At 34.8% G+C, this 273-nt stretch carries 1 pseudogene; it reads left to right on the top strand.

The window, feature by feature from the left end:
- Nucleotides 1-273 (top strand): annotated as a pseudogene (locus RYX56_RS22365) (hypothetical protein); the annotation flags it as partial.

The following is a 273-nucleotide window of genomic DNA, read 5'->3' as shown; positions in this document are numbered from 1 at the left end:
AGCAGACATCTTGTTTTCCACAGTACCTTCAACGAAGTTAATTGTATCAAGAATCCCATTAATTATAGTGAATCCAATTATGAACAGCTTAGAAAAATTCAACGTTATACAAAGTGTTTATGCGCTAATTGGGAAACCGCTATTCCAGCAGCCTTCCATTCAGCACGTGATGAATATTGTAGAGGAATATGCACAAGTAAAGGATAAAGTAGGATTGGAAACAAGTTTATATGAACTTTTTACCAATAACAAAAAAGGTCCACAGGAAGTGAA

The sequence above is a fragment of the Alkalihalophilus lindianensis genome, from assembly GCF_032843265.1.
In the GTDB taxonomy this organism is placed as follows: domain Bacteria; phylum Bacillota; class Bacilli; order Bacillales; family Bacillaceae_D; genus Alkalihalophilus; species Alkalihalophilus lindianensis.
The sequence above is the reverse complement of the archived record's forward strand: the minus strand, read 5'-3'. Positions and strand labels throughout refer to the sequence as shown.